This is a genomic window from Bradyrhizobium guangdongense (genome assembly GCF_006483445.1).
GTDB lineage: Bacteria > Pseudomonadota > Alphaproteobacteria > Rhizobiales > Xanthobacteraceae > Bradyrhizobium > Bradyrhizobium guangdongense_A.
Genome location: NZ_PPPT01000235.1, coordinates 1 through 23,140, shown reverse-complemented (window position 1 = coordinate 23,140; position 23,140 = coordinate 1). Strand labels below are relative to the sequence as shown.

Here is a 23,140-nt window from a genome sequence, read left to right as displayed (position 1 = left end):
GGCCTCGCCGATGGCGAGGCCGTTCCGCACCTCGATGTAACCACCGCCGCGACGGCCGAGCTTCACTTCACGCGGCTCGAAGCGCCCTTCCCCCTTGTCGACAAGCACGGCCTGCCGGCTGCCCGTATCGAGCACGGAGCTGTCGGGCACGGCCAGCACAGGCGCGGAATCCGCGGTGTCGATCGCGGCATCGACATACATGTCGGGCAGCAGCGCGAAGTCCGGATTGGTCAATTCGATCCGGACGCGGGCGGTCCTTGTGTCCCGGTTCACCTGGGGATAGACCACCGCGATCGTTCCGGAGAAGGTCCGGCCCGGGAAACTTCGCGCCCGGATCGTCACCGGCTGGCCGACCGAGATGTTGCCGAGCTCGCGCTCTGCGACGTCCACCAACGCCCACACCACCGAGATATCGGCGATCCGGAACAGCACGTCGCCAGGGTTGGCGCGCATGCCTTCGATGGCGTTGCGCTCGAGCACGATGCCGTCGCGCGGCGCCGACCACTGCACGGTCACGGGCGCAACGTGGGACTTCTCCATCTCGGCGATGACCTGTTCGGGGACGTCGAGATTGACCAGCCGTTGCCGGGAGCCGCGGCCGTAGGCTTCGACGCCGGCCGTGGTCTTGGAGGTGATCGTCGAGAGATACTCGGCGGCGGCGGAGGCCACGGCCGCACTGTAGATCTGCATCAGCGGCTGGCCGGCCTTGACGCGCGTGCCGGTGGTGACGTCGGCGACCTTCTGGACGAAGCTTTCGGCCCGCATCGCGATAACCGATATCCGCCGTTCGTCGAGCTGGATCGTGCCCGGCGCCTTGACCGAGACGCGGACCGGGCGGCGCTTAACCGGCTCCGACTTCACGCCCGTGCGCTGGATCTTGCCGGGCGAAAGCTTGACCGTGCCGTCGTCGGTATCGTCGCCGTCGTAGACGGGGACATAGTCCATCCCCATCGGGTCCTTCTTCGGCACCGGCGAGGTGTCTGGCAGGCCCATGGGATTGCGGTAGTAGAGGATCTTGCGCGACGCATCCGCCTGCGGCTTCGGCTTGACCGGATCGGCGAAGGCCTTGTCGTCGTCATAGACCGGAAGGTAGTCCCGCCCGCGATCGTCCGTCTTCGGGACCGCCGACCAGAGCGGTGCCCCGCCCGGATCGCGATAGTAGAGCGGCGTTCGATCCGCGCCCGCGGCGGTGGTCGCCTCGGCATGAACGGACCAGCGCTCGCCGGTCGCATACCAGGAGGCACCGAGGGCGAGGCCGCCCGTGAGTGCGAGTGCCGTCAGAAGACGCTGCGTATTCATGGTGTCTACCCGCGCGCCCGGAGCGCGCGTCCATGTGAATGGGAAAGAGGAGTTCGGGCGCCGGCTGGCGACGCCCGAAGGTTCACTTCGTCGCCTTGACGATCACCTTGCCGGTCACGGTTTCGGCCTCGCCCTGCACCTTCGCGGACAGCGTGACCTGATAACGGCCGGCCATCGGCAGGTCGGTCTTGAAGGCGTAGACGCCCGGCTCCTTCGACGGCAGCGGCGCGACGTCCGACACCATCTCCGCCATTCCGTCGGGCGCCATGTCGACGCGGGTCTTGAAGATCACCGCGTCCGCCACCGGCTTGCCGGTCTGCTTGTTGGTCAGACGTACCGTGAGCGTGACGTCGTCGCCCTTCTTCATCTCCGGATTGACAGGCTCGAAGGCGTAGTCGCCGGCACCCGCCATGGCGGCTGACGCGGCAAGCGAAAGGGTGGCGGCGAGCGCCGCGGTGGTGAATTTGGAAAGCATGGTTCTGTCCTCATGAATTGATCTCGGCCGTGGCGCGACCTGCGCGCACGTCAGTCGTCGTCGCGGGCAGGCGTGCCGCGCGCGTCGGGCTTTGCGAGATCAGACTCGAGGAGGTCGGAAAGGCGGACTGCCGCCGCGATGCAGGAGGACCTGGTCCGCGGGGATTACGATCTTGCTTGCAGTGAGCGTGAGAAGCCCGAATGCGAGCGGGCTCACGTCACCAAGCACGAGGATTCCACCGATGCAGCAGAAGCCCATGCGGCACTTGTCGCCGGTGCTGTTGGAAGTGGTTCCCTGCATCTCGTCCGGACAACAATCGGCCATCGCCATGTCGCCGTGGTCGGCCATGTGCATGCTGGTCTGCATGTCATCCGACGGCATCGCGTAGCCGGCGCTGGACGCGCCGAGCGGCAGCACCGCCAGCGAGACGGCGATCGCGAAGGCCAGGATGGTACGGACGAACCGCATCGTGAGTAGTCACCTCGTCAGGCCGCAACGCGGCAACAATACCATATGATGCCGGCCGATGCTGTCCTTGATCCAGGTCACGCATCCGTGACCGTTCCCGACGGTTAGCACGCCGTGAACCGGTTCCGTCCATATACCCCCTAGGGGTATATTTCGCAAGATGGCGAGATGCTGGATTTCGCCCCTACACCGGCGTGTAGATCACCAGCTTCAGCGCCGGATCGTCGTTGGCCTGAAAGCTCGTGTGCTCGAAATGCAGCACGCCCAGGGTCGGATGCGACATGGTCTTGAGGCCCGAGGCGGTGCTGCGGATCTCGTGGGCTTCCCACCATTTGACGAACTCGGGGCTACCCGCGCGCAGCCGCGTCAGCAGTTCGGCAAAGGCGGGATCGCCGGCCCAGACGTCGTGGGTGGCGCGGAACATTGCGACCATGCGCTTGGCGACGTCGGCCCAGCCGGCACCGTAAGCCTTGCGCGTCTGCTTGTTGGTCATCATCAGCAGCATCGTGTTGCGATCCTCCTCCGGCAAGCGACCGAACGCAAACACCTTCTCGGCGGCGACGTTCCAGGCCAGCACGTCCCAGCGCCGTCCGGTGATGTAGGCCGGATTCGGCAAGCTCTCGATCAGGCGCAGGATCGGCGGCGGCACGATCTCGCGGGTGAATGTGCGTCCATCGCCGTCGCGCGCCAGGGCCTTCAGATGCGCGTGCTCGGTCCTGGAAAGCCGCAGCGCGCGGGCGAGCGCGTCGATCGTGGTGACGGAGGGGCTGACGGTGCGGCCCTGCTCGAGGCGGATGTACCAGTCGACGCCGATGCCGGCGAGCTGCGCGACCTCCTCGCGCCGCAGGCCTGCGGTGCGCCGCCTCCGGCCGGCCGGAAGGCCGACGAGTTTTGGCGTCAGCTTCTCGCGGCGGGAGCGCAGGAAGTCGCCGAATTCGACGCGGCGCGGATCGGCCATGGGTTCACCTCGCGAGAGAGGGTCTAGGGAATACTAGGATAATACCAGGCCTTCCTGGGCCCGCAAGGCCGGCGCATATGCACGTCACCCGCAATGAGGTGCCCCCATGAAAGCTGCCGTACTGAAATCCTTCGGAACCCCGCTCGTCATCGAGGACGTCCCCGCCCCCGTGCTCGGCACCGGCGAGGTGATCGTCGATATCGTTTCGACCCGCGTGCTGTCCTATACGAACGAGGTGTTGAGCGGCGAACGCAAATACGCGCTCGCGCTGCCGGTGATTCCCGGCGCGGGCTGCATCGGCCGCGTGCGCGCGATCGGACCGGACGCAACGAAGCTTGCCGTCGGCGACTGGGTGCTGTGCGATCCAACCGTGCGTTCGCGCGACGACGCTGTCGCGCCCGACATCACGCTCCAGGGTGTGAGCGCGCGCGGCGAAGGCGGCATGCGCCTGCAGAAGTATTTTCATCACGGCTCGTTCGCCGAGCAGATCAGGGTGCCGACCGAGAACGTGAAGCGGCTCGGCAACATCACGGACGCCGAGGCCACGCAATGGTGCGCACTCGGCACCATGCTCGTGCCTTATGGCGGCTTCCTGGCCGCAAAACTCCAGCCCGGCGAGACTGTCCTGGTCAGCGGCGCCACCGGCAACTTCGGCAGCGCCGCAGTGGCCGTGGCGCTGGCGATGGGCGCGGCCTGCGTCGTGGCGCCGGGCCGCAACGAGGCCATGCTCGCCGAACTCGTGCGTCGCTACGGCGAGCGCGTCAGGCCGGTCAAGCTCTCCGGCCATGAAGCCGAGGATCGCGACAGCATGATGCGCGCCGCGCCCGGCCCGATCGACTGCGTGCTCGACATCATGCCGCCTTCAGTCAGCACGACGGTGGTGCGCGCCGCGATCATGACGGTGCGGCCCTATGGACGCGTGGTGCTGATGGGCGGCGTCAACATGCTCGGCGGCGCCGGGCTGGAGCTGCCCTACAACTGGATCATGCGTGAATGCATCACCATCCACGGCGTCTGGATGTACCCGCCGGATGCCGCGGTCCGTCTGATCGCAATGGTGCGCGCCGGATTGCTGCGCCTCGATCACTACAAGACGAAGGCTTTCGATCTCGACCACGCCAACGACGCCGTCGCCTACGCGGCCGCCAATGCCGGTCCGTTCAACATGACGGTGATCCGGCCGTAGCTGGAGGCCACATGGAGCGACCTGCCTTGGCTCGATCCTTGGCTCGATCCTTGGCTCGATCGACTGGCGTCGGTGGCGACCTTCCACCAATCATATCGGCCGGTGGATCGCGTCGCCGCGATCCCGCGCGAAAACGAGGGCGCCATTGGCCGGGATATCGATCATCGCGGAATTCGGCTGATCGCGAAAAGAAGGGCCGTCGGACACAATGCCGCCGGGGTTGCCGGCGGCATTTGTGTTGTAACCTCCTCCCGCCGGCATGTTGTCATAGGCCTCGCTGTTGAAGACTTCGAACCAGCGCCCTCCGACCGGACACGGGAGCCGATAGCCGTAATGCGTCGTCTCGTTGAATGACGCGACGACCACGACGTCGCGGTCCATTCCCTCGACCCAGCGCTGGACGGCGATGACCCGATCCTGGTTATGGACGTAAAACGGATTGCATCCTTCGGATCGCAAAGCTGGATGAGACCTTCGAAGCCAACCAAGCTCCTGCATGAAGCGCAGAAAGTCGCGCATGTTGGGATCCGTCTTGAGACCGTCCCAATAGATCAGCAGATCGCTCCGAGCGGGATTGTTGTGCCACGGCTTGTCTTCCATGAACTCCTGTCCCATGAAAAGCATGGGAATGCCGGGCGCCGTCAGCAACAGCGTGGAGGCGACGCGCGAGCGGCTTCTGGCGTACCAGTTGCGCCGGTCCGTGCCGCCGGCAAGCGCAGGAATTCGGAGCTGAATCTGACTCGGGTCGTCGCGATCGGCGTCCACGATGTCGTGATTTTCCAGATGCACGACGGCCTTCCACATCGCCGGATAGCCCGGCGGAAGACGGAGGGCGTCCCGTACCGGATCGAGATTTAGCGACGCCGAAGCCCCCTGTGCGGCGCTGCCGAGGACCGAACGGATCGCACCACGCAGACCATCGTTCCAGGCCGCGTCGAACCCGAGACCGTTCTCCTGGACTGGCAGCGCCCTGTCCCAGTCCCAGTATTCGGCAATCTGCACGGCGGCCGGCCGGCGGTATCGCAGCGTCGACGTGATGTCGCGGCAGAACCGCTGCCCACCGTTCTTCGCGATGACCGTGACCTCGTCATAGCGCAAGCCATCGAAGTGGAAATCGTCAAGGTACATGATCGCGTTGTCGATGAGAAAGGCGCGGACTTCGTCCGTCGCGTAGTCGAAAATTCTGCCGCCGGCCCATCCTTCTCCCGCGACGAAATAGCTGTCCGGGTCCCACCATTCGTGATTCCAGGGACGGTCGAAAAACCGCATGCTCTGGGGGTCGAGGGGACCGCCGGCATGGTTGTAAACGACGTCGCCGATGACGGCGAGACCGTAGAGGTGGCAGAGATCGACCATGGCCTTGAGCTGGTCGCGCTGATCCCACAACTCCTCGATGCTTAGCGGCGGCTTTCCTTTCGCGCCCAACATGGCGTTGATCCGGGACAGATACGCGCCAAGGTTCGCTGGTGGCACGCAATAGTCCATCTCCGGCGAGAAGAAATCCGTGTTGTTGTAGCCCCGACTGGTCTCGCCTTGCCACTCCGCGACCGGAAGCGGTTGTATCGCGTTGACCCCGAGCAAAGCGAGATGTTCGATGCGATCAACGACGTCGAGGAACTTGCTGACGCGATTGGCGCGGATGTCGACGCCGTCGCGCTCGGCATAGAATACGCCGATGTGGAATTGGTAGATGATCAGATCGTTGAAACGAGGCGCAACAAAATCCTCGTCATGCCAGGGATAATCCCGCGGCTTTACGATCCTGCAGTTGCAATCGGGATAGTTTTCCAATTCGAGCTCGACGGCCCGAGGATCGCGCTTGTATCCCTCTCCTGACGGTCCCTTCGTCCAGTACCGGTACTCCCAGCCATGCCCTACACCGGCAAAGAAGCCCGACCAGAAACCACTGGCATCCCGCGCAAGCATGTTCGTTGCGTCTGCCCGCCAGGCATTGGGTGGCGCGGCTGTGGGATCAACGAGCGCCACGTGAACCGCTTCGGCGACAGGTGCCCAAACGCGGAAATGCGTTCCACCGTCTCTTACGGTAGCACCCATCGGGATATCCGCAGAACGTGATGTCACGCTTGGTCACTCCATGGGAGTAACCAAATGTGTTGCACCGTGCTCACACTTGCAAGTTGAAATCTGCGCACTTTGGCGGAGAACTGCAAGCCATTGCCGTAATCGGATTGCCGACGAAGGCAATCGGCGGGATTGTCCGATGCTGGCAATATACCCCTGATTTGCCCGACGGGTCAAGCGAAATTCGCAAAAACAGCAGGGAGCCGGCGGACCTCGCCGGCTACTGTGCATGGGGTTGTTTTTCACCGTTTTTGCAGGAAGCCCTATTCCAGCTCGACGACCTGGCCGTTGGCCAGCGAGACCCGGCGGTCCATGCGGCCGGCGAGCTCCATGTTGTGGGTCGCGATCAGCATCGAGACCTGGGTCGCCTTCACGAGCTGCATCAGGGCCTGGAAGACGTGATCGGCGGTGACGGGGTCGAGGTTGCCGGTCGGCTCGTCCGCAAACAGCACCCGCGGCGCGTTCGCCACCGCGCGCGCGATCGCCACGCGCTGCTGCTCGCCGCCCGACAGCTCGGCCGGGCGGTGGGTGATGCGGTCGCCGAGTCCGAGATAGGACAGGATCTCCTTGGCGCGCTTGACGCTCTCGGACCGCTTCAGGCCGCGGATCATCTGCGGCATCATGACGTTCTCGAGCGCGGTGAATTCCGGCAGCAGCCGGTGCGACTGGTAGACGAATCCGATCTCGGTGCGCCGGATCTGGGTGCGCTCGATGTCGGGCAGTTGCGAGGTCGGATTGCCGGCGACATAAACCTCGCCGGCATCGGGCGTCTCCAGGAGACCCGCGATGTGCAGCAGCGTCGACTTGCCCGAGCCCGACGGCGCCACCAGCGCCACCGACTGTCCCGGCCACAGCGCGAGCTTGGCGCCGTCGAGGATGGTCAAGGGCACCTCGCCCTGCATGTACTGCCGCTTTATCTCGTGGAGATAAATGACCGGTACATCTTCTGCCCCCTGCTCCATCAGCCCCTCACTCGTACCGCAGCGCTTCGACCGGATCGAGGCGCGCGGCGCGCCACGACGGGTAGAGCGTCGCAAGGAACGACAGTGTCAGCGCCATGATGACGACCGCCGTGGTCTCGCCGACGTCGATCTCGGCGGGCAGCTTTGAGAGGAAATAGAGCGTCGGATCGAACAGTTCGGTCGCGGTGAGCCAGGACAGGAACTGCCGGATGGATTCGATGTTGAGGCAGATCATCAGCCCGACGAAGAAGCCGACCAGCGTGCCGACGACGCCGATCGAGGCACCCGTGATCAGGAAGATGCGCATGATCGCGCCCTGCGAGGCGCCCATGGTCCTGAGGATCGCGATGTCGCTGCCCTTGTCCTTCACCAGCATGATCAGGCCGGAGACGATGTTGAGCGCCGCGACCAGCACGATCAGGGTCAGGATCAGGAACATCACGTTCCGCTCCACCTGCAGCGCGTTGAAGAAGGTCGAGTTGCGCTGGCGCCAATCGACCAGGAAGACGGGGCGTCCGGCGGCCTCCGTCACAACTTTGCGAAACTGGTCGATACGGTCAGGATTGGTGGTGAAGATCTCGATCGCTGTCACGTCGTTGTTGCGGTTGAAATAGGCCTGCGCCTCGGCGATCGGCATGAAGACGAAGCCGGCGTCGTATTCGGACATGCCGATCTCGAATACGGCCGTGACCTTGTAGGGCTTGATGCGCGGCGTGATGCCCATCGGCGTCACCGCGCCCTTCGGCGCCACCAGCGTGATGCTGTCACCGGCATGCACGGAGAGCTGGTCGGCGAGCCGGCGGCCGATCGCGACCCCCTGCCCGTCGTCAAAGCCCTCCAGCGTGCCCTGCTTGATGTTCTTGGCAACTGACGTGAGGTTGTTCAGGTCGTCGGCGCGCATGCCGCGCACCAGAACGCCCGAGGCGTTGAAATAGGACGAGGCCAGCGCCTGGCCGTCGACGACGGGCGCGGCCAGGCGAATGCCCTGGGCCTGGCTGATGCGCTCGGCGACGTCCTTCCAGTCCGTCAGCGGCGATTCCAGCGGCTGCACCAGGATATGGCCGTTGAGGCCGAGGATCTTGTCGAGCAGCTCCTTGCGGAAGCCGTTCATGACGGCCATGACGATGATCAGCGTGGCGACGCCGAGCATGATGCCGAGAAACGAGAACCCGGCGATGACGGAGATGAATCCTTCCTTGCGGCGCGCCCGCAGATAGCGCGCCGACAACATCCATTCGAAGGGCGCGAAGGGCGCGGTGGGCTTTGCGTCGGTCATGGTCTCATCCATTGCTGATAATCCCATGATTCGGGGTCAATTGTGGCCGGATTGCCTGCCCCTTAAGCGCGCAGTGGATAATATTCAGCCCACCAGCCGCGCGACCGCGTCCGCCGGCGACATCGTCTCGCGCGACCCGTCCGCGCGCCGCTTGATCTCGACCTTGCCGTCGGCGAGCCCCTTCGGGCCGATCATGATCTGCCAGGGAATGCCGATCAGATCGGCCGCGGCGAATTTTGCGCCGGCACGCTGGTCGGTGTCGTCATAGAGCACGTCGACGCCCTTGGCTGACAGTTCGGCATAGAGCTTCTCGCAGGCGCCGTCGACCGCGGCGTCGCCCTGCTTGAGGTTGAGGATCACGACGCGGAACGGCGCCACCGCCTCCGGCCATTTGATGCCGGCATCGTCATGGCAGGCCTCGATGATGGCGCCTGCCAGGCGCGAGACGCCGACGCCGTAGGAGCCGCCATGGATCGGCACATCGACACCATCGGGCCCTGCCACCATGGCCTTCATCGGCTCCGAATACTTCGTTCCGAAATAGAAGATCTGGCCGACCTCGATGCCGCGGGTGTTGAGCCGCTTGTCCGCGGGCACCTCCGCCTCGAAGCGCGCGCCATCGTGCACGTCTTCGGTCGCGGCGTAGAGTGTCGTCCACTGCTTGATGATCGGCGTGAGGTCGCCGTTGTAATCGACGTCCTCGCCCGGCACCGGCAGGTCCAGCACGTCGCGATTGATGAACACGCCGGATTCGCCGGTCTCGGCGAGCACGATGAACTCGTGGCTGAGATCGCCGCCGATCGGGCCGGTCTCGGCGCGCATCGGGATCGCCTTCAGCCCCATCCGCGCAAAGGTGCGCAAATAGGCGACGAACATCTTGTTGTAGGCGAGCCGCGCGGCGGCCTCGTTGAGGTCGAAGGAGTATGCGTCCTTCATCAGGAATTCGCGGCCGCGCATCACGCCGAAACGCGGGCGCTGCTCGTCGCGGAATTTCCATTGGATATGATAGAGATTGAGCGGCAGGTTCTTGTAGGACTTGACGTAGGCGCGGAAGATCTCCGTGATCATTTCCTCGTTGGTCGGCCCGTACAGCAGCTCGCGCTTGTGACGGTCGGCAATGCGCAGCATCTCCGGACCGTAGGCATCGTAGCGGCCGCTCTCGCGCCAGAGGTCGGCGAGCTGCAAGGTCGGCATCAAGAGCTCCAGCGCGCCGGAACGGTCCTGCTCCTCGCGCACGATCTGCTCGATCTTCTTCAGCACCCGGAAGCCCAGCGGCAGCCAGGCATAGATACCGGCCGCCTCCTGCCGCATCATGCCGGCGCGCAGCATCAGGCGATGCGAGACAATCTCCGCCTCTTTCGGATTTTCCTTCAGGATCGGGAGAAAAAACCGCGACAATCGCATGGGCCAAACTCGGCAAGAATCAGTGAGGGGATGCAGTGAAACCGGATTAGCGGCGATAGCACAAGACACGGACTGAGGAAATGCCGCTAAGGTAACGAAATTCCTTGTCATTTTTCCGTCGACTTGAGACGCCGGTTGAGGCCGTTACGGCGGCACCTCGAGGTCATCCTCCAGCGTGACCTTCTGAAAGTCGGTCACCAGCGCGTCGATCTGCAGATGCCAACGACCCGGGTGCGGCAGCGGCATATTGCGCACATGCCAATAGCCATCCGCTTCGAGCACGGCGCCGCGCTCGATCGGCGCGATGCCGCGCTCCGGCAGGCTCAGCAACAGCGTCGCCTCCTTGGCACCAAGCGGACTGGCATCGCCGTTCATGAGCTGCAGCGTAAAGTCGTTTTGACCGACCTGGCCCGGCCAGACCAGCACCTGGAACATCGCGGCGTCGGTGTGGATGTGAATAGCCAGCGGCACCTTCGCCGACATCGCCAGCGCGCGCGGCGGAGTTGTGAAGCGCCAGAGCGATACCAGCCCGAGGATGGCGATCATGAGCACGAATTCGACCGCGATCGATCGCTGCAACGGGCGGGTCCTGTGGAACTCGCGCGCGATGGTCGGCGTGAAGACCCATCGGTTCAGGGCGGCGAACGAAAGCAACAGCAGCACCAGCACGAGCTTCGCGACGAGAATCTTCCCGTAGCCGGTATCGACCAGTGCGCCGAATCTCTCGAGTTGGACGACTGCGAGCGCCAATCCGGACAGCGCGATCAATGCGACGACCGGGATCGCTAGCAGCGAAAAGCGCCGGAGCACGCGCAGCAGCGGTTCGCTCCGGAGCCACGCCATCACCGCCAGCGGTGCAAGCGCCCCCATCCAATAGGCAAGACCAATACCGTGGATGAACAGCGCCGTCCTTGTCAGCCATTGCGGCGAGGCCGTCGCGGCATGACCGCTCAGCGAGAACGACAATCCGACACAGATCATCGCGAACGCGGTTCGGCGCAAGGCGGCGCCGAACGACGGGCTGCGCCAGGCGACGCGAGCGATCAGCATCGCAGCCATGGCGGCCAGCGAGGCGGGAAACAGGCTGGTGGCGAAGGCAGCAGCCCATGGCGCGGAGGTCGCGAGCCGCCAGAGTGGCAGGCTCAGGAGGTCAATCCCCTGCAACCCGAGCGACACGATCGCGCATGCCAAGCCGATCGCAAGCGCGCGCATGATCAGCCGCTCCCCGGCCGGCCCGTGGCCGATCCATGCCGCGAAGAACACGCCGCCGACGCCCGCGAACATCCCGAAATAGACGCCGACCCGAGCCAGCCAGATCAGGACATGGACCACGCCGCCACCCGAAGGCGCCACCGTGCCGGTGACGGCGCCGATCGAGAACAGCAGCGAGCCGATGACGGGATGGCCATCCTCCGAGACCACGCGATAGCTTATCGCCTGCGTCCCCTGCGGCAGATCAGGAGGCATCGTCACCAGGACGGATTGATCGACGGCGCGGATCACCACGTCACGCGGTTTGCCCGCGGCATCGAGCAGGCTGACCGCGGTCGGCGTCACCGCTTCGTTGAAGCGGAGCACCACCATCTTTGGCGCCTCGGCCTGCACGCTGCCGTCGCTTGGCTCCGAACCGACGAGCACCGCATGGGCATCGGCCGACGTGACCATGCATAACGCCAGGAGCAGCGCGGCAAGGCCAGCAATCAACCGCATGCTGTCACGGCTTCGCTATCAGCTTCACGCCGGGCGCCGGCGTCTTGCTGTCATGCGAATGGCCGCCACCGCCACTGGCTCCGGCCGCCGGAATATCGATCCAGCGGCTGACGCCCTTCTCGCATTCCTGCACCACCGGGAAATATAGCGTCGTGTTCGGCTTCAGACTGTCGGTGACGTAGGTGTTCATGACGAACTCATCGTAATTGTGATCCGCGAGCTTGCCGCCCGACCACACCACCTCCTTGGCGCCAGAGGAGATCTTGCTGCCGTGATACTCGTACTCGCTGGCGTATTTGCCCTCGACGACGTCGACCGTCCATCCAGCCTTCGGCATCGGCTTGACGGAGATCACGCCCTCCGGCACCTGCACTCGGATCTTGACGGTCGGCGAGCCCGAGCAACCATGCGGCACGGCGAACACCGCCTTGTAGGACGCGCCGACGCTCGCCTGCTTGCCTTCGAGATAGACATGCGCGCCGGCCGATGAATTCGTCAGCACTGCAGCGGCGATTGCGCCGCAAGCCAATATCGTTCGCATGGTTACCCTCACATCTTCATCCCGGAATGGTCGTGCATCTTCTTCATCTGGCCGCCCTTGTCGGCGGCGCCGCCCGGAGCCTGCGCGCCGACGCCCTGGATGTCGAGCGAGACCTGCACCTTGCCCGCCTTCTCGAATTGCAGTGTCACCGGCACCTTGTCGCCCTGCTTGAGCGGGCTCTTCAGCTCGAACAGCATCAGGTGGTAGCCGCCCGGCGCGAGCTTCACGGTCTTGCCCGGCTCGATGGCGAGCCCCTTATCGAGCGCACGCATCTTCATCACGCCGTCGGTGACCGCCATCTCATGGACCTCGACCTTGCCGGCAATGTCGGCGGAGCCGCCGACGAGCTTGTCCGGTGTGGTCCCCTTGTTCTCGATCGTGAGATACGCGCCGCCGATCTTGGCGCCGCCGGGCGTGGCGCGGCTCCAGGCCTGCGTGATCACGAGATCGCCGGCCTTGATTTCCTGGGCGGTCGCGGGCGCTGCGAACGCGGCGGCGAACAGGACGAAGCCGGCAAGTCCGGCCAACAGAGTTTTCATGAAAGGCTCCTTCTTGTCTTTGCGATTGGTCAGAACGTGTATTTCGCCGCGAGTACGAACGTTCGGCCCGGGAAGGGATGGAACAGGAAGTACTGCTCGTTGAAGAGATTATCGATACCGAAATCGAACGAGAAATTCTTCGTCGCGTTGTAGTGGATCTTCAAGTCCACAACGAAAAAGTTATCGAAGGCCCCGTAGACGTGCGGGATGATATCGGTGTTGTCGAGAGTCGAATACTGCTTGCCGCTGTAGCGGGCCGCGACCGTATAGGCCCAACTGTCGTTGGGACGATAGGTCACGCCGAATTTGGCGCGCCAGTCCGGCACATAAGGCACCCGCTTGCCGACGACCGTCGTCGGCAAGCCCGTCAGCGGATGAAGCCCCGCCCAGCTGGCATCCGCCAGGATGCGGGAATCGACATAGGTGACGCTGCCGAACAGTTGCAGGCCATCGACCAGCACGTTGTCCTTATCAGCGGATAGCTCGATGCCCTGCATGCGGATGGCATCGACGTTGCTGATGACGGTGGTCGGCGTCTGCGTATTGCCGGTCGTGACGAGGTTGGTCTGCGAGATGATCGCGTTGTTGGTGCGCTCGCGGAACAGCGTCAGCCGGACGCGACCATCGTTCCACCGCCGTTCGATGTTCAACTCGCCCGTATAGTCGTGCTCGGGCGACAGGAACGGATTGCCGAACGTCGCAACGCCCGCGGCCGTGATATTCTGGTAGAGCTCGGTCACCGTCGGATAGCGGTAGGCCTCACCAAAGCTGGCCGTGATCCGCCACTCCCTGTTCGGATCGTAGGTCAGCGACGCCTTCGGCGAGAAGTTGGTCGACGAGAGAGTCGGCTGGTCGGTCGACGCAGACGACGTGATGACGCCGATCCCGTTCTGGATCGAGTTCAGATTGAAGCCGTCGAATGCACGCCAGGTCTCGAGCCGGCCGCCGAGCGTCAGCTTCAGGTTGGGCGCGATCTTCCAGGCGTCCTGCAGCCACAGCGCACCGGTTCGTGTCTCGCCGGTGCCTTGCGAATACAGCGTGCCGTTGCCCTTGTCGCCGGTCGAATACCAGACGGTGGACGCATAGACCGGGTTCTCGAGCCGGTAGCGATCGCCGTGCAGGCCAAAGCTGACTTCGTGCGCGCCATTGGTGCCGTCCGGACGCCAGATACCCTTGCCGTCGACGTTCTGCCAGTTCGTGCCGTCCATCCGCGTCACCTTGCCGTTCAGCGAGTAACTGGCGCCGGCGCCGACGGTGAAGGGGTTGGTCTGGATGTCGCTCAGATAATTGTAGCTCGACGCCGACAGGTCGAAATCGAACACGCCCTTGGTATCGCTCTTCAGCGCCACCGCGTTGCTGACATGGGTCTGGTCCAGCACATATTTGGCGGTGGCAAAGCCGGCAATGCCGGCGAACGTCGGCGCGCCCGTCGCGGTCGATTTCAGATAGGTCTGCGGATCAGAGAGCTGATGGTTGTTCCAGACACCGAAGGAATATGTCGCCTGCACCAGCGGCGACACGTCGTAGGCGAAGCGGAGGTTGCCCGAGGTCTGCTGCGAATGTGCGAGGATGCCCGTCCCCACCACGTTTGCGGCCACGCCCTGCTTGTTGAGCGCGGGGAACGCGCCGGTGGTCCCCGCCGGAATGCCCGCGCTCGTGGTGTAGGTCAGCGGCTGCTGGAAACTGTCGAGATAGTTGGCGCTGACCAGCCATGACAGCCTGCCATCGCGGTTGCCCGCGGCCGCACTCGTCTGGCTCGTTACATAGGTGTTCTTGGTGCCGTACTGGCTCCACGGCATCACCGAGACCGTCTCCTTGGCTGTCGCAAACGGCTTGTCCGGCATCTTCGATGAGATCAGCAGGACCCCACCGATCGAGTTGCCCGGATAGGCCGCGGCAAACGGACCGTTGAGAAAGTCGACGCGTCCGATCGCCTCCGGCGAGATCAGGTTCCACCGCGGCGAGGCGCTGGTGTTGTTGTTGCCGATCAGCGCCGAAATCAGGAGATCGTCATAATAGACCAGCGTGCGCGCGCTGGAGTTCAGACCCCAGCTTCGCGTCGCCAGGACCGCCTGGTTGTCGCCGTCGTTGCGTTTCCGCACGAACAGGCTCGGCATGTATTTGACAGCGTCCTCGGCATCCTTGAAGTTGATGGTCTCGTCAACCTCCTTGGCGGTGATGCTGAAGGACTGCTGCGGAAGCTGGTAGCGCGCCACCGCAGACGGCGTGGCGAGCGAGGTGCGCGTCTCCCCGCCGACCGGATTGGCGACGACAACGGTGGCCGGCCGGTCGGAGGACACCGGCCTCGTCGCGCGCGGCTTGGCGCTGGTGGTGCGCTGGGCGGGCTTGCGTGCCTCCCGCGGGGCATTGACGCTGACCGCAGGCAGCTCTCTCTCGCTGCTTTGAGCGAAGACCCCGCTCGTCGACGCGAGCAACGCCGCCTGGATGGCGACGGCACTCACGCCACAGCGGGCATGAAGGCGTAACATGGGAATTCCCTGACATCGGCACGAGAGCCGGTCTTTCGACTGCATCAATCGCCTGCGGACGGACCGCTGCGACTACGAGGGTCGTCAGGAAAACTGTGGTGGCGCGCGCGCCTGCGCGTTGGAGCCGCCATGGGACGTGACAACGCTATCAGTCACATCGTGCCACACCACGCGCGCGGCGTGGCGGACGGGTGCGGAGAATGTCGGCTGCGGCGAATCGAGCGAGGCGCTCGCCTGCGCCAGGCAGCACATCGCGCAGGCCCCGGCGTGTGCGCCCGCCTGATCAGCAAGACCCGAGCCCGCCGAATCGCCGCTGTGGCAGATGACCGCGTTCTGGAGCGGATCGGCCAAGGCCGCGCTGGTCGCCCAGCACGCGGCAATCGGCGCCAGCACCTGCATCGCAAGCGCGATCAGGACGATAGGCAGGAATTTTTGCAGCCGAGCGCGCATTTGCCGAACCATTCGTTCGCCTACCAACTAAACACCGCGCAGGGTCCGAGTCGAGACGACTTCGCCCGTCAGCTTGGCCCACGACAAATTTGTCGGAGACTGTGTTCCCTGCGTCGCGCTGGGGCCCAAACGAGCATTTTGGCCTGCCCTGACAGCCGACCAAATCACATAATAGTTGTTATATTTCAACATCTTGTCGAAATAACATTACGATCATTGCGTCGATTGCTCGAATTTTGAACAATCGTTGCTGAAATTGATGACAAGAGAGAAAAGTTCATCTAGCATTCATCTGCTCAGGCTGGCCGCGAGGTCGAAGTCTGGTGGTCCAAGTCTCGGGAGGAGCCCCTGGCGCGCAAAACGCAGCGTCGCCCCGTCAATCAAGAGCAAATCTTCAGATATCGGGGATAATAGGGTCGACACAATTTTTGAGCGGGGCTAGGGCCCCGCTCTTTTTTTGTCTCAAGCAACGCGTGTTTGTGCCGCGCCGGCGCCACACAGATGAATGCCTCAACCAATCCGATCGAGCGAAGTTTTAAACTCGCCGCCGAGCGCTGCGAGGATCTGACGCCCCTTGTCTATCGGCGGCTGTTTCGTGAGCGCCCCGAAGCCGAGACCATGTTTCGCCGGGATGGCGGCGACCTCGTGAGGGGATCGATGCTGGCGATGACGATCGAAGCCATCATCGATTTCGCAGGTGCACGCGGCGGATACTTTCGCATGATCACCTGCGAAGTCTCGTCGCACGACGCTTACGGCACGCCACGCGATCTCTTCATCGACTTCTTCCGCATCATCCGCGATACGCTACGTGAGGTACTCGCGGACGAATGGTCGCCGACCATCAATGATGCGTGGCAAAACTTGCTTATCGACATCGCCGCGTTTGCTGACGTTTCCATGTGATGCTTCGCATTGCACCAACGACGGCTGCGTCAGTTTTTCACGCGATTGCGTGACGGGTGGCGTGAACCCTTCGATTGTGAGACACTGCCTCCTTGGTAGCGCAGTCAAAGACGCTGCTAATGATAAATTCATGGGAGCGAGCGATGTCCGGGACGAATGATTTCTCGAAGACCAGGCGCGATCTTCTTCAGGCGGCAGCGGCCGCCGGCGCCGCCACGGCGATCCTCGGCAGCATGGGGATAAACCCCGCGCTGGCCGCCGAAGTCGGACGATCCGAGAAGCCGCTGAAGGCGGCATTCTCCAATGCCGGCCTTCAGGCCACCTGGTGTGCGCAAGGCAAACAGGCCGCGGAGTTCTGGGGCAAGCTGTTCAACGTCGAAGTCACCTGGTTCGACGGCCAGCTCGATGCGGTGAAGCAGCGCGCCGCGATCGACAACATGGCCTCGCAGAAGTGGGACTTTGTCGCGATCCAGGCCTTCGGCATCGGCACCCTCACCCAGCCGGTGCAAAAAATGATCGACGCCGGCACACCCGTGATCGACATGGACACCCTGATCGCGCCGCTCGACCAGATCAACGTCCACTCCTTCCTCGCTCCCGACAACGAGTTCATGGGCGCATCCGTGACGCAGGCGCTGTGCAACGCGATGGGCGGCAAGGGCAAGATCATCATGACGCAGGGCGCACTCGGCCACACCGGCGCACAAGGTCGTGCCAAGGGCTTCAACAACGTGGTGAAGCAATTCCCTGGTATCGAGGTGCTCGACACCCAGCCGGCCGATTGGGACGTCTCCAAGGCTGCCCGTCTCTGGGAAACCTACCTGACGAAGTATCCGCAGATCGACGCGGCGTTCTTCCACAATGACGACATGGCGCTCGCCGCCGCCAACATCATGAAGGCGCGCAACCGCACCAACATCCTGATCGGCGGCGTCGACGCCATGCCACCGGCGATCCAGGCCGTCCGGGAGGGCCGGATGTTCGCAACCGTGCGCAACCCGTCCTGCCGTATCCATGGCGGCGCCGTCATCGCCGGCGTGTCCGCCGTCGTCGGCGGCGAGAAGAGCGGCCAGGGCATTCCGAAGAGCGTGGTGACGGACGGCCCGGTCGTGACCAAGGAGAACGCCCCCGGCATGCAATGGATGGAAGATCACTTCCTGATCTGATCTCCATGCCTGAGGGACGTTCCCCGATCCTTGAACTGCAGGGCATCACGAAGAGCTTCGGCGGCGTCGAAGCGCTTCGTGGTGTCGACTTTGCGCTTCTTCCCGGCGAGATCCACGGTCTCGTCGGTGAGAACGGTGCCGGAAAAAGCACGCTGATGAAGATCATCGCCGGCGTGCATACGGACTTCTCCGGCCGCTTCCTGGTCAACGGCCAGGAAACGCGATTTCGGTCCGCCCGCGATGCCCATGCCGCCGGGATCGCCATGGTGCATCAGGAACTCAGCGTCGCACCCGACCTGACGGTCGCCGAGAACGTGTTCCTAGGCAACCAGCCGACCAACCGGCTCGGCATCGTGCAATGGCGGCGCATGGCACGCGAGGCCGGCGAGCAGCTCGCCCGGTTCGGCATCGACGTCGACCCGATGTCGCGGCTCGGCGACCTCCCGATCGGGCTGCAGCAGCTCATCGAGATCGCCCGCGTGCTGTTCTCCGGCGCGCGCATCGTCATCCTGGACGAGCCGACCTCCGCCCTCTCCCCGCCCGAGGTCGAGCGGCTCTTCACCACGCTGCGGCGGCTGCGCAATGAAGGCACCGGCATCGTCTTCATCTCGCATTTCATCGAGGACATTCTGCGCGTCTCCGACACCGTTACCGTGTTCCGTAACGGCCGCAAGGTCGCGGAGACCGCGTCATCAGCCACCACCAAGGGCGCGCTGATCGAGGCCATGATCGGTCGCGGCGGCGAGGCGCTCGAACATAGCTACACCGACGACCTCAGCCTGCCGAAGCCGAGCGACGGCCCGGTCGTGTTGAAGGTCGACCAACTCTCGCTCGCCCGCAGCCTGCGGGACATCTCGTTCGAAGCCCGCGCCGGCGAGGTGCTCGGTGTCTACGGCTTCATGGGCTGCGGCCAGCAAGAATTGTCCCGCATCCTCTTCGGCAAATTGAAGCCGGACGGCGGCACCCTCATCGTGGACGGCGCTCCCAAGACTTTTGCCAGCACGGCGGCGGCGCGGCGCGCAGGCGTGGCGCTGGTGCCCGAAAGCCGGCGCGCGATGCTGTTCCACCAGGAGCCGGTCTACAAGAACGTCTCGATCAGCATACTGGACCGTATCTCTGCCCTGCTGCTCAAACCGGCGCGCGAGCGCGAAATTGCCCAGCGCCAGGTCGAGCAATTGCAGATAAGGCCACCCGTGGTCGGCCTCGACCTCGGCATGCTCTCCGGCGGCAATCAGCAGAAGGTCGCGCTGGCGCGATGGCTGACCTATCCGCCAAAGCTGCTCGTGCTCTGCGAGCCGACGCGCGGCATGGATGTCGGCGCCAAGAACGACGTCATCAACATCGTGCGCGATCTCCGCGCCAAGGGACTTGCCATCATCGTGCTGTCCACGGAGCCGGAGACGGTGCTGTCGCTGGCCGACCGCATCCTCGTGCTCAAGCGCGGCACCCTGGTGCGCGAATTCAAGAACGAACCGGTCAGCAAAGACCGCCTTTTGGAGGCGGCGTGACGGAGAAGCACAATGGCGAGCAGTGAGACGGCTTTGGCTGCGGATCGCAAGCCGCGCGGCATCGGCCCGTTCCTGCGCTCGCAGATGCGCAACATCGCACCCTTCCTGACCCTGATCTTCCTGAGCCTGTTCTTCGCCTTCGCCAGCCCCTCCTTCGCGACGCTGGACAATCTCGGCAACATCCTCACGCAAGTGTCGGTCACCGGCATCATCGCCGTAGGCCTCACCTTCGTGATCCTGTGCGCGGAGATCGATCTCTCGATCGCCAGCATCGCCAACGTCACCGGCATCGCGGTCGCCTACTTCACGCTGCAGGAATCCTACGTCAACATCGCCAATGTGCCGATGCCCGGCGCTGTCGCGATTCTCCTGGCGATCCTGCTCTGTGCGCTGCTCGGCCTCGTCAACGCGCTGGGGCTGACCGTGATCGGCATCCCCTCCTTCATCATGACCTTGGCGATGATGCAGATCGCGGCCGGCATCTCGGCGCTGCTGGTGCGCGGACAGATCGCTTATAAGGTTCCCAGCCTGATCTCGACGCTCGGCTCCGGCTCGATCGGCGGCATCCCCTGGATCGTCATCGTCGCGGCCATCATGCTGCTCGCCGGCCATCTCGTGCTGACCTACACGCGGTTCGGCCGTTACGTCTACATGGTCGGGGGAAATCGCGAGGCGGCCGAATATTCCGGCCTCAACGTCAAGCTGATCCTCGGCGCGGTCATGGTTATCTCGGCGGTGTGCTCCGGGATCGGCGGCATGCTGGGCGTCGCCCATTTCGGCAGCGCGCAGCAGAACGAGTTCGACACCTATTTGCTGGACTCCATCGCCGCGGTCGTGGTCGGCGGCACCAGCCTGTTCGGCGGCCGCGGCGGCATCGGCAACACCATCGTCGGGCTTTTTGTTCTCGGTGTGCTCAATAACGGCCTCGACCACGTCAATATCGATAGTTTCCTGAAGATATTGATCCGCGGCCTGATCCTGCTCGCCGCGCTCGTGATCAACGTCTATGCGCAGCGGTTGCGGGAGCAGACGGCCGACTAGGCTGCCGCCTACTCTGCCAGCGCAGCGGCAGGCGTCGCGGCCTCATTCCTGCGCAGCATCATGCGCGCGATGGCCTCGCCAATCACGACCGTGGTGAAATGGGTGTTGGCGCGGCAATCCGCCGGCATGATCGAGGCGTCGGCGACACGAAGGCCTGCGATACCCTTCACGGTACCATCAGGATTGACCACGCCATTGCTGTCGTTGAAGCCGGTCATGCGGCAGGAGCCGGCGGCGTGCTGGATGTCGCCGGTGTCACGGCGCAGCACGGCTTCGAGCTCGGAGGTCGGCAGCGCGGCCGCCTGCGGCAGCGTCATGTCGGTGTCGGTCAGGCGAATCCAGTCGGCGATGCCGGCGAGCGCCGGCTGCATGGTGATGACGGCGAGCCGCTTCACGGCATCGACCATGCGCAGCATGTCGCGGGGATCGGCGAGCATGTTCTCCTCCACGATGGGATCGACGGACGGATCGGTCGAGGCGAGCTTCAAGGTGCCGCGCGAATAGGCGTTGTAGAGGCCGGCACCGATCGCGCCGGGGTTGCCGATGCCGCGATGGTTGAAAGAGATCAGGATCATGTCGCGCTTGCCGCCGCCGGCAAGGCCCGACGAATAAGTGACACAGCAGTTTGTGTGGCGCGTATCGCGATCGGTCGGGCGGAATTCCTCCCGCAGCTTGATCGTGGCGCGGAACAGCGGATGGTCGAAGTAATGCTTGCCGACCGGCAGGTCGCGTTCAACCGCGATGTTCATGGCCTTCAGTTCATCGCCGGGACCGATGCCGGAGCGCATAAGGATCGCCGGGCTGTGGATCGCACCGGCGCACAGCACGATCTCGCGCGCGCTGATCTCTTGCGTGCCCTGACCGTCAAAATGCACGACGACGCCGGTCGCCCTTCCGTCCCTCATCACGAGGCGATCGACCAGGGCAAAGCCGCGGATCTCCAGATTAGCGCGATCGCGGATAGGCTCCAGATAGCCTTCATTGGTGGAGATGCGGCGCAAATAGCGGCTGTTGATGGGATAGCAGGCCACGCCCTCGCCATCGGGACCGTTGAGGTCCTCGCACCAGGCATAGCCCGACGCCAGCGCAGCATCGCGCAAGCCGCGATCGATTGGTCCCCATGTGTCCGGCGGCGCGCGGTAGACCGGGAGCGGACCACCGCGGCCGTGGCCGGGTTTGTCGCCGAACTCAAAATCGTCCTCAATGACGGAGAACAGCGGCATCACTTGCTCAGCCGACCAGCCGGTGCAGCCCATCGCGGCCCATTCGTCGAACGCGTCCGCGACGCCGCGGATCGCGATCTGGCCATTCATCATCGAGGAGCCGCCGAGCCCCTTGCCGCGCCAGTAGAAGCGCTGCTCCTGCCCGGCGATGCGGCGCGCATTCAGGTTGGGCCACTGCCACTTCTCCTGAAACTCACGCTGGTGAATGATCGGGATCGGGTTGGCCGTGGTGATCTCCCACGGCGCGTCGGCGGCGCGCCAGTCGAGGCCGGCCTCCAGCAGCAGCACGCGCTGGCTTCCGACTTCCGAAAGCCTTGCGGCAACCGCGGCGCCGGCGGAACCGCCGCCGACGACAATGACGTCATACATGTGCTTGCATCCCGATGATTTGACGGCGCATCAAAGCATGGGTCGCCGCTGTCAGGCCAGAGCCGTATCCGCGCATTATTTGGCGAATTCCGGCTGCCAGTCGCGCAATTTCTTCGCAGCGCTGGTGACATCGGTGATCGACGGGAATGCGCCCGCCTCCACCATCATGCTGCGCGCCAGGCGCACCGCGCGTGCCTCACTGACCGCACGCTTCTGCGGATCCTCGATCAGCTCGAAATCGATATTGTGCGCGAGGCCAAAGATGCGGCGGATGATCTTTGCGGCGGCAAAGCCGACCGTGTCGGCGAACAGCCGCTGCATATAGGCCTGCCGCTCGGCCTCCAGCCGTGCGGCGCCCTCGTCGCCGGCAAACAGCGAGGCCGGATAGCCGTCGCCGACAGCGCCCGCGCGCCACAGGGCCAGGAATTTTTGCGAAAACTCGCTCCACACTTTTTCGACGGTTTCGAGCACCCAGCCCTCGAATCCTTGTCGCTCACCGGGGGCGCGCTCATGGCCGGCGGAAGCAAAATAGGCCATCAGGAGATTGGCAATGACGGCGCCGACGTCAAAACCCATCGGGCCATAGAAGGCGAATTCGGGATCGATCACCCGCGTCTCTGTTTCAGTCACCATGATCGAGCCGGTATGGAGATCGCCATGGATCAGAGCTTCCGGGCTCGCCATGAATTTGAGCTTGAGCCTCGAAATCGCGACGTGGAGGTCCATGTCATCGCGCAGGCTCGCCGCCGTGGCGTCGAGGTAAGGCGCGGTCCAGCGGTTCTGCTCGGCGATGCGGTAGGGATCGGTGAAGATCAGATCCTCGGTAATCTTGCACAGCGCGTGATTGCCGGCGAACGCCGCAATGCCTTCCTTCTTGCCGGCGGCCGTCAGCGCCAGATCTGACGTGAAGAACAGCGTTCGCGCCATGAAGGTCGAGATATCCTCGACGAAACGCGGATATTTGACGCCGGCGACCAGCCCCTTGCGCATGATGATGTGGGGCTCGAGCAGCTCCATCGCCGTCAGCGCCAGCGCATCGTTGTGATGCAGCAGCGCCGGGACGAGGCCGGGCGCGAGCTCGGCCTGAT

The 23,140-nt window shown here is 64.1% G+C and carries 20 protein-coding genes; 5 read left to right on the top strand and 15 right to left on the bottom strand.

The features are described from left to right. From C2U70_RS29315 to C2U70_RS29300, 4 genes are all read right to left on the bottom strand, one after another. Window positions 1-1,299, bottom strand: a 1,299-nt coding sequence (locus C2U70_RS29315) for an efflux RND transporter periplasmic adaptor subunit (protein WP_140982114.1), incomplete at its 3' end; no start/stop codon positions are given. Window positions 1,300-1,381: 82 nt separating this feature from the next. Beyond that, window positions 1,382-1,774, bottom strand: coding sequence for a FixH family protein (locus C2U70_RS29310; protein WP_140982113.1), 393 nt, complete (start codon window positions 1,772-1,774; stop codon window positions 1,382-1,384). A gap of 99 nt (window positions 1,775-1,873) precedes the next feature. Continuing rightward, window positions 1,874-2,242, bottom strand: coding sequence for a hypothetical protein (locus tag C2U70_RS29305; protein ID WP_140982112.1), 369 nt, complete (start codon window positions 2,240-2,242; stop codon window positions 1,874-1,876). 184 nt (window positions 2,243-2,426) lie between these two features. Beyond that, the gene (locus C2U70_RS29300; RefSeq protein ID WP_140982111.1) at window positions 2,427-3,200 is read right to left on the bottom strand and encodes a helix-turn-helix transcriptional regulator; all 774 of its coding nucleotides are present in this window, start codon (window positions 3,198-3,200) and stop codon (window positions 2,427-2,429) included. Between the two features lie 106 nt (window positions 3,201-3,306). Between C2U70_RS29300 and C2U70_RS29295 the strand changes: the two genes are divergently transcribed. Further along, window positions 3,307-4,386, top strand: coding sequence for an alcohol dehydrogenase catalytic domain-containing protein (locus C2U70_RS29295; protein ID WP_140982110.1), 1,080 nt, complete (start codon window positions 3,307-3,309; stop codon window positions 4,384-4,386). A 90-nt stretch (window positions 4,387-4,476) separates the two neighbouring features. On the opposite strand, the gene C2U70_RS29290 is transcribed toward C2U70_RS29295, so the two are convergent. The 9 genes from C2U70_RS29290 to C2U70_RS29250 all read right to left on the bottom strand — a co-directional run bounded on the left by C2U70_RS29290 (window position 4,477) and on the right by C2U70_RS29250 (window position 15,839). Beyond that, on the bottom strand, window positions 4,477-6,441 hold the full coding sequence (locus C2U70_RS29290) for an alpha amylase C-terminal domain-containing protein (protein ID WP_140982109.1): 1,965 nt from the start codon (window positions 6,439-6,441) through the stop codon (window positions 4,477-4,479). Between the two features lie 290 nt (window positions 6,442-6,731). Beyond that, window positions 6,732-7,433: an ABC transporter ATP-binding protein gene (locus C2U70_RS29285; protein ID WP_433960719.1), complete on the bottom strand. Its 702-nt coding sequence runs from the start codon at window positions 7,431-7,433 to the stop codon at window positions 6,732-6,734. A gap of 4 nt (window positions 7,434-7,437) precedes the next feature. Further along, complete coding sequence (locus C2U70_RS29280; RefSeq protein WP_140982107.1) at window positions 7,438-8,718, bottom strand: lipoprotein-releasing ABC transporter permease subunit; 1,281 nt, start codon at window positions 8,716-8,718, stop codon at window positions 7,438-7,440. 72 nt (window positions 8,719-8,790) lie between these two features. Then, window positions 8,791-10,110, bottom strand: a complete 1,320-nt coding sequence (gene proS, locus C2U70_RS29275; RefSeq protein ID WP_140982106.1) for a proline--tRNA ligase — start codon at window positions 10,108-10,110, stop codon at window positions 8,791-8,793. Between the two features lie 144 nt (window positions 10,111-10,254). Then, window positions 10,255-11,820, bottom strand: coding sequence for a copper resistance CopC/CopD family protein (locus C2U70_RS29270; protein WP_140982105.1), 1,566 nt, complete (start codon window positions 11,818-11,820; stop codon window positions 10,255-10,257). 4 nt (window positions 11,821-11,824) lie between these two features. Further along, window positions 11,825-12,361, bottom strand: a complete 537-nt coding sequence (locus tag C2U70_RS29265; RefSeq protein ID WP_140982104.1) for a YcnI family copper-binding membrane protein — start codon at window positions 12,359-12,361, stop codon at window positions 11,825-11,827. 8 nt (window positions 12,362-12,369) lie between these two features. Then, window positions 12,370-12,900 carry a copper chaperone PCu(A)C gene (locus tag C2U70_RS29260; protein WP_140982103.1) on the bottom strand — a complete coding sequence of 177 codons (531 nt, stop codon included), beginning with the start codon at window positions 12,898-12,900 and terminating at the stop codon, window positions 12,370-12,372. Window positions 12,901-12,929: 29 nt separating this feature from the next. Then, complete coding sequence (locus C2U70_RS29255; RefSeq protein WP_140982102.1) at window positions 12,930-15,389, bottom strand: TonB-dependent receptor; 2,460 nt, start codon at window positions 15,387-15,389, stop codon at window positions 12,930-12,932. Window positions 15,390-15,473: 84 nt separating this feature from the next. Next, window positions 15,474-15,839, bottom strand: coding sequence for a DUF2946 family protein (locus C2U70_RS29250; protein WP_186294549.1), 366 nt, complete (start codon window positions 15,837-15,839; stop codon window positions 15,474-15,476). Window positions 15,840-16,340: 501 nt separating this feature from the next. Between C2U70_RS29250 and C2U70_RS29245 the strand changes: the two genes are divergently transcribed. The 4 genes from C2U70_RS29245 (at window position 16,341) to C2U70_RS29230 (ending at window position 20,460) form a co-directional block, all read left to right on the top strand. After that, a complete protein-coding gene (locus tag C2U70_RS29245) occupies window positions 16,341-16,745 on the top strand; it encodes a globin (protein ID WP_140982115.1) in 405 nt (134 codons plus the stop codon). A 143-nt stretch (window positions 16,746-16,888) separates the two neighbouring features. Continuing rightward, window positions 16,889-17,911 carry a sugar ABC transporter substrate-binding protein gene (locus C2U70_RS29240; RefSeq protein WP_140982100.1) on the top strand — a complete coding sequence of 341 codons (1,023 nt, stop codon included), beginning with the start codon at window positions 16,889-16,891 and terminating at the stop codon, window positions 17,909-17,911. Between the two features lie 5 nt (window positions 17,912-17,916). Next, on the top strand, window positions 17,917-19,419 hold the full coding sequence (locus C2U70_RS29235; protein WP_140982099.1) for a sugar ABC transporter ATP-binding protein: 1,503 nt from the start codon (window positions 17,917-17,919) through the stop codon (window positions 19,417-19,419). A 12-nt stretch (window positions 19,420-19,431) separates the two neighbouring features. Then, window positions 19,432-20,460 carry an ABC transporter permease gene (locus tag C2U70_RS29230; RefSeq protein WP_140982098.1) on the top strand — a complete coding sequence of 343 codons (1,029 nt, stop codon included), beginning with the start codon at window positions 19,432-19,434 and terminating at the stop codon, window positions 20,458-20,460. A gap of 8 nt (window positions 20,461-20,468) precedes the next feature. Here C2U70_RS29230 and C2U70_RS29225 read toward each other — a convergent pair whose 3' ends face one another. Both C2U70_RS29225 and mtnK read right to left on the bottom strand, forming a co-directional pair. Beyond that, complete coding sequence (locus C2U70_RS29225; RefSeq protein ID WP_140982097.1) at window positions 20,469-22,052, bottom strand: GMC family oxidoreductase; 1,584 nt, start codon at window positions 22,050-22,052, stop codon at window positions 20,469-20,471. A gap of 75 nt (window positions 22,053-22,127) precedes the next feature. Continuing rightward, window positions 22,128-23,140: S-methyl-5-thioribose kinase (gene mtnK / locus C2U70_RS29220; RefSeq protein ID WP_140982096.1), on the bottom strand; the 1,013-nt coding region annotated here is incomplete at its 5' end.

Excerpts from the sequence above, each read along its gene's own strand:
- C2U70_RS29305 (WP_140982112.1), bottom strand. The coding sequence starts at position 2,242 with ATGCGGTTCGTCCGTACCATCCTGGCCTTCGCGATCGCCGTCTCGCTG.
- C2U70_RS29270 (WP_140982105.1), bottom strand. The coding sequence starts at position 11,820 with ATGCGGTTGATTGCTGGCCTTGCCGCGCTGCTCCTGGCGTTATGCATG.
- C2U70_RS29255 (WP_140982102.1), bottom strand. The coding sequence starts at position 15,389 with ATGTTACGCCTTCATGCCCGCTGTGGCGTGAGTGCCGTCGCCATCCAG.
- proS (WP_140982106.1), bottom strand. The coding sequence starts at position 10,110 with ATGCGATTGTCGCGGTTTTTTCTCCCGATCCTGAAGGAAAATCCGAAA.
- C2U70_RS29235 (WP_140982099.1), top strand. The coding sequence starts at position 17,917 with ATGCCTGAGGGACGTTCCCCGATCCTTGAACTGCAGGGCATCACGAAG.
- C2U70_RS29260 (WP_140982103.1), bottom strand. The coding sequence starts at position 12,900 with ATGAAAACTCTGTTGGCCGGACTTGCCGGCTTCGTCCTGTTCGCCGCC.
- C2U70_RS29265 (WP_140982104.1), bottom strand. The coding sequence starts at position 12,361 with ATGCGAACGATATTGGCTTGCGGCGCAATCGCCGCTGCAGTGCTGACG.
- C2U70_RS29295 (WP_140982110.1), top strand. The coding sequence starts at position 3,307 with ATGAAAGCTGCCGTACTGAAATCCTTCGGAACCCCGCTCGTCATCGAG.
- C2U70_RS29225 (WP_140982097.1), bottom strand. The coding sequence starts at position 22,052 with ATGTATGACGTCATTGTCGTCGGCGGCGGTTCCGCCGGCGCCGCGGTT.
- C2U70_RS29300 (WP_140982111.1), bottom strand. The coding sequence starts at position 3,200 with ATGGCCGATCCGCGCCGCGTCGAATTCGGCGACTTCCTGCGCTCCCGC.
- C2U70_RS29245 (WP_140982115.1), top strand. The coding sequence starts at position 16,341 with ATGAATGCCTCAACCAATCCGATCGAGCGAAGTTTTAAACTCGCCGCC.
- C2U70_RS29240 (WP_140982100.1), top strand. The coding sequence starts at position 16,889 with ATGTCCGGGACGAATGATTTCTCGAAGACCAGGCGCGATCTTCTTCAG.
- C2U70_RS29230 (WP_140982098.1), top strand. The coding sequence starts at position 19,432 with ATGGCGAGCAGTGAGACGGCTTTGGCTGCGGATCGCAAGCCGCGCGGC.
- C2U70_RS29290 (WP_140982109.1), bottom strand. The coding sequence starts at position 6,441 with ATGGGTGCTACCGTAAGAGACGGTGGAACGCATTTCCGCGTTTGGGCA.
- C2U70_RS29280 (WP_140982107.1), bottom strand. The coding sequence starts at position 8,718 with ATGGATGAGACCATGACCGACGCAAAGCCCACCGCGCCCTTCGCGCCC.
- C2U70_RS29250 (WP_186294549.1), bottom strand. The coding sequence starts at position 15,839 with ATGCGCGCTCGGCTGCAAAAATTCCTGCCTATCGTCCTGATCGCGCTT.
- C2U70_RS29310 (WP_140982113.1), bottom strand. The coding sequence starts at position 1,774 with ATGCTTTCCAAATTCACCACCGCGGCGCTCGCCGCCACCCTTTCGCTT.